This window comes from Pseudotabrizicola sp., assembly GCF_030684215.1.
In the GTDB taxonomy this organism is placed as follows: domain Bacteria; phylum Pseudomonadota; class Alphaproteobacteria; order Rhodobacterales; family Rhodobacteraceae; genus Pseudotabrizicola.
In genome coordinates, this window is record NZ_JAUXOV010000002.1 from 1 (window position 1) to 4231 (window position 4231).

At 60.0% G+C, this 4231-nt stretch carries 5 protein-coding genes; 2 read left to right on the plus strand and 3 right to left on the minus strand.

The window, feature by feature from the left end:
- Both Q8K08_RS00035 and Q8K08_RS00040 read left to right on the plus strand, forming a co-directional pair.
- Positions 1-221: DDE-type integrase/transposase/recombinase (locus Q8K08_RS00035; RefSeq protein ID WP_370870464.1), on the plus strand; the 221-nt coding region annotated here is incomplete at its 5' end.
- A 68-nt stretch (positions 222-289) separates the two neighbouring features.
- Positions 290-460 (plus strand): hypothetical protein, encoded by a 171-nt coding sequence (locus tag Q8K08_RS00040; RefSeq protein WP_305248758.1) that lies wholly within the window; start codon positions 290-292, stop codon positions 458-460.
- 102 nt (positions 461-562) lie between these two features.
- Here the strand turns inward: Q8K08_RS00040 and Q8K08_RS00045 are convergent, their stop codons facing one another.
- The 3 genes from Q8K08_RS00045 to Q8K08_RS00055 form a co-directional block, all read right to left on the minus strand.
- Entirely contained in the window at positions 563-1180 is a 618-nt protein-coding gene (locus Q8K08_RS00045; RefSeq protein WP_305248759.1) for a rhomboid family intramembrane serine protease, read from the minus strand.
- 457 nt (positions 1181-1637) lie between these two features.
- On the minus strand, positions 1638-2414 hold the full coding sequence (locus Q8K08_RS00050; protein ID WP_305248760.1) for a cobalamin-binding protein: 777 nt from the start codon (positions 2412-2414) through the stop codon (positions 1638-1640).
- Between the two features lie 124 nt (positions 2415-2538).
- Positions 2539-3558: a peptidoglycan-binding protein gene (locus Q8K08_RS00055; protein ID WP_305248761.1), complete on the minus strand. Its 1020-nt coding sequence runs from the start codon at positions 3556-3558 to the stop codon at positions 2539-2541.
- Between the last annotated feature and the right edge of the window lie 673 nt (positions 3559-4231).

Here is a 4231-nt window from a genome sequence, read left to right on the forward strand (position 1 = left end):
ATCGCCAGAACAATCGGGCGGAAAATTCCGACCTTCCGTTTCGAAGGCGCGAAAGAGCAATGCAGCGCTTCAGGCGTATGCGAACCCTACAGAAGTTTGTCGCAGTCCATTCCTCTGTTCACAACCTCTTCAATCAGGAGCACGCCCTACACAGTCGGGACAACTTCAAGGCCAACCGCACCGCCGCTCTCGCCGAGTGGCGCGGTCTCTTCGCCGCCTGACGCCAAGGCTGGGTAGGGAAACCGGAGACTGGTTCGCATTGGTCTGACACCACCCACAGGAGCACCCCATGGATTTCGCAATCGGTTTTCTGACCTTCGGCACCCTCGGCTTTGTTGCGGCTTTCGCTTACATCTCGGAACGTGTCGCCGAAAAGCAGGCAAAGGCCGGTGGCCCGAAATCCCTCTTGTCCAAGGATGGCGCTGCGGAATATCTGGCGCGCAAAACGCGGTCGGCCTGAGTTCTTTTCCCCCGCGCCGACGGATCGGTGCGGGGGGCGTAGCAGTGTATTGGTAGACCCGCAGTGAAGCGCGCCTCATGGTGCAATTTGGCAGGTCAGCGCTTACCGCAACGCGCTTCTCCATGTTAGGACACCGCACAGCACGCCAGCAATAAATCCCCCGAGATGCGCCTCCCAAGCGATCTGTCCGCGCGCCGGAAGCATCAAAAGCACGTTCAACCCGATGAAAATCGCGGCGGGTGCCGCAAAGGGCATCAGACTTCGGCCCCGCATCCATTGATCCAGCACCTTCCAGACGCAGACTGTTCCAAGCAGACCATACAGCACGCCGGATGCCCCGATCATCGGCAGGGTGGAGTTTGTCATAAGCGCGTAGCATGATCCGGCGCCCAATGCGCTTAACCCCGCCAGCGGCCAGAAACCGCGCTCTCCCAGCCGGTCCACCACCATCGGACCAAGCCAGATCAAACCAAACATGTTCATGCCGAGGTGAACGGGGTTACCGTGCAAAACAGCGCTGGTCGCGAACATCAGGACCCCGTGCCCCGGAAAAAACGGCACCGCGCCCATAAAGACCTCGGGCCAGAAGCCGCCAAGCACGAGCAGAACGTTGCGGATACTGCTTCCGAACCCGCCAATCGAACCGCCAAGCGACACCATCTCCAGTAGGAAGCATGCGGTGACAAATTGGCGGACGGGTCGAGGCAGTTCTGGAAACATGGGCTGAAATTCCATCGGTCGGGCGGGGATAATGGATATGTAGTGCGATCCGCCCGTGAAATGCCGCGGGTCCGGGAGATCGCATAGGATATGTTGCCGCAGCAGCATCACAGTTGGCCCGACGGCAAAAGACAGGTGGCGCAAGCGCGTTCGGCATACGGCCTCTGGATGGGCGCGATGATCAACAGGCATCGCACGCCATGCCCGTTCCGCACCAAGCTCCTGCGGTGCGACGAGGTCCCTGTACCTCGTCACCGACGCTGTGACACGGCTTAGGATGTTCGGTCTGTCTCTGCCTTAGACCGAGTGTCGCGGCCCGTGCGCGCGGTCTCGTGGATGGCGGCGAGGTCTGCGCTTTGATCCAATGCGATGCGATCAGAGGTTTTGTTTTGCCGGGTCGCCAACAACGCCGCACTCGCATTGCCCAATTGGTGTTGCCATCCGTCAGGATCGGCAATCATGCCAAGGCTGCCACGATTGCGTCGAGCCCGTCGCCGAGCGCGGCAGGACCGGGCTGCAGGATCAACGGCGATTTGATCTCGACGATGCGACCGTCGCGCACTGCCGGCAGCACGTCCCATCCGGGCCGGGCCGCGATCTTCTCGGGCCGCACCTTCTTGCCACACCAAGAAGCAAGGATGACATCCGGTGCGGCGGCGATCACCTGCTCTGAGGTGACGATGCGATCGCGTGCCTTGTCCTTGCCGGCCAGATGCGGAAAGGCCTCTCGCCCGCCGGCGATTTCGATCAGTTCCGACACCCAGCCGATGCCGGTGATCATCGGATCATCCCATTCCTCGAAGTAGACGATCGGGCGCGGGCGTCCCTCGGCCTTGGCAGCAACCTGCGCCAGCCGCTGTTCGTAGTGACCTGCCAACTGATCCGCACGGCTGCCCTGGTCCACCATCGCGCCGAGATGCCGGATCATGGTAAAGATTCCTGCGATGCTGCGTTGGTTATAGCCCATCACCGCGATCCCCTCGCGCATGAGATCTGCTGCGATGCCTGCTTGAAGGTCCGAGAAGGTCAGGACCAGATCGGGCTCCAGCGCGAGGATCTTCGGGATATCCGCCGAGGTGAAGGCCGAGACCCGCGGCTTTTCCTGCCGCACCCGTTTCGGGCGCACGGCATAACCTGAGACGCCCACGATCCGGGCCTCTTCTCCCAGAAGATACAGCGTCTCAACGGTTTCTTCGGTCAGGCAAACAATTCGTTCGGGTGGGAATCTCTTCATATCATTACGTTACAACATGCCGCGCCCCTGATCCACCGCGCCGATGTCGGTACAGCAGTGAATGACCCCGACCCTTGCGCGGAGGTTAGGGCGTTCAGGGCACACGAAGCTCTGATTTCCTGGCCTATCCGCCCGTGTCTATCCGGATCTGACGCACCTGATCTGCCGTCAGATACCCAGTCGCGGTCAGGCCGGTGTCTTCTTGCCAGTTTGCAATCGCCCTGCGCGTGCCCGCTCCGAACGTGCCGTCGGTGCGGCTTGTTGCATAGCCCAATCTGGACAGCCGGCGCTGCAGGTCGCTTCGTTCTGATACCGTCAACTCCAACAGGCTTTCTTCCAGAACGGCGGCCTCTTCTTGTCCAGCCACAGGAAGCTGGCCGCGTTCACCTGACTGACTTGCGATCAGCCTGACCTGTGCGTTTGTCACATATCCCGTCTGATCATTTCTGTTTGCCCGTTGCCAGGCCCGGATCGCATCACGGGTACGGCTGCCCCACAAGCCATCTGCGACCCCCGCATCATAGCCGATGCTCGTCAACTGGCGCTGAATGCTGGTGCGTTGCGACCGTGTCAGCCGCAGCGTCGCCTCGGTCTGAGCAGCGGACAAGGAACCGGGCGGCGTTGTGGGCGTGGGCGTTGTGTCTGGCGGCGACACTGCGGCCCCTTTCGACAGGATGCTGAACTGCGCGGCCGTCACATAGCCGGTCACCTTTTCACCCCGATCACGCTGCCAAGTGGCGATGGCGTCACGGGTATTGCGACCCCAGATACCGTCGGTGCCTCGCGTGGAATAGCCAAGCTGGGTCAACCTGCGCTGCACTGCGATGCGTTGCGCTCGGTTAATCGACAGCCGCGCCTCGATCTGGGCGTCAGATACGGCTATCCCTTCGACTGGCCCACCAAGACGTTCCAGCGCACGTTCCGCATTGGTGCGATACTGCCCCCTTGGGAACTTCATCAGGTAGTTGCGATAGGCGGCGGCTGTGTTGGTTTCTTGGGCTGCGATATAGGTGGTTCGATCCAGCTCTTGCTGGATCAGACCTTGCGCAATTCCACCGATCATATCCCCAAGATCCTGAGCAACGGCGGGTCCTGAAAGGCCAAAACTGGCCGCAACGAGCAAGGGTATAGCGAACGTACGCATTGTGCATCCTGTCAAGATCAAGGCGATATGGTCCGTGCGACCAATCACAAGACCAAACGCGCGGACATGCGCATTGGTTCCATGAAGAAAATGCTTGCCCAAAGGAAACACATCGTCAGCCCGAAAAGGATTAAAAAAATTAACGCTGAATTGCGAGTCGAACGCCTGCCACAGGCGCCAATGCCGCGCAGCGGCTTAATCCTTCCGCCCATTGCGACGATCCAGGGCAATTCATCCCTTGGTCTGACCGGGATTTGCTATCAGCCGTCGATCTCGTGTCGACCATGCGGTCGCTCAACCCGACTGGTTGCGCTTGACGCGATCATGTCAAAGACCTGCCCTATTGCCACGCTGCAACTTGGACACATGTGCTTCTCCTTTCGGCTTTGCACTTCATCCCCCAGACTGATGCTAACCTCCACCCTCGGAAATCCTGGACAGACGGGCACTCTTCTTCGGTGTAAGTGCGTCGCGCAGATCCGCCAGATATGTGGCGTCAATTGCCAGCCTGCGCCGCTCTCGCGCAAGAACACTTCTGTGGTTGCCGTCCTTGAAGCAAGAGGATTTCGACGTCTGGGTCGGATCGAGTGCGGTCTTCTGTCAGGCCTCGTATTGCGGCTTTCTTGAAGGCCGCAGGCCGATATGGAGATCAGCATGATTGGGTCCAAATCTA

Bases quoted from the DNA above. Each gene is read 5' to 3' on its own strand.
- Q8K08_RS00050 (WP_305248760.1), bottom strand. From the start codon at position 2,414: ATGAAGAGATTCCCACCCGAACGAATTGTTTGCCTGACCGAAGAAACC.
- Q8K08_RS00040 (WP_305248758.1), top strand. From the start codon at position 290: ATGGATTTCGCAATCGGTTTTCTGACCTTCGGCACCCTCGGCTTTGTT.
- Q8K08_RS00055 (WP_305248761.1), bottom strand. From the start codon at position 3,558: ATGCGTACGTTCGCTATACCCTTGCTCGTTGCGGCCAGTTTTGGCCTT.
- Q8K08_RS00045 (WP_305248759.1), bottom strand. From the start codon at position 1,180: ATGTTTCCAGAACTGCCTCGACCCGTCCGCCAATTTGTCACCGCATGC.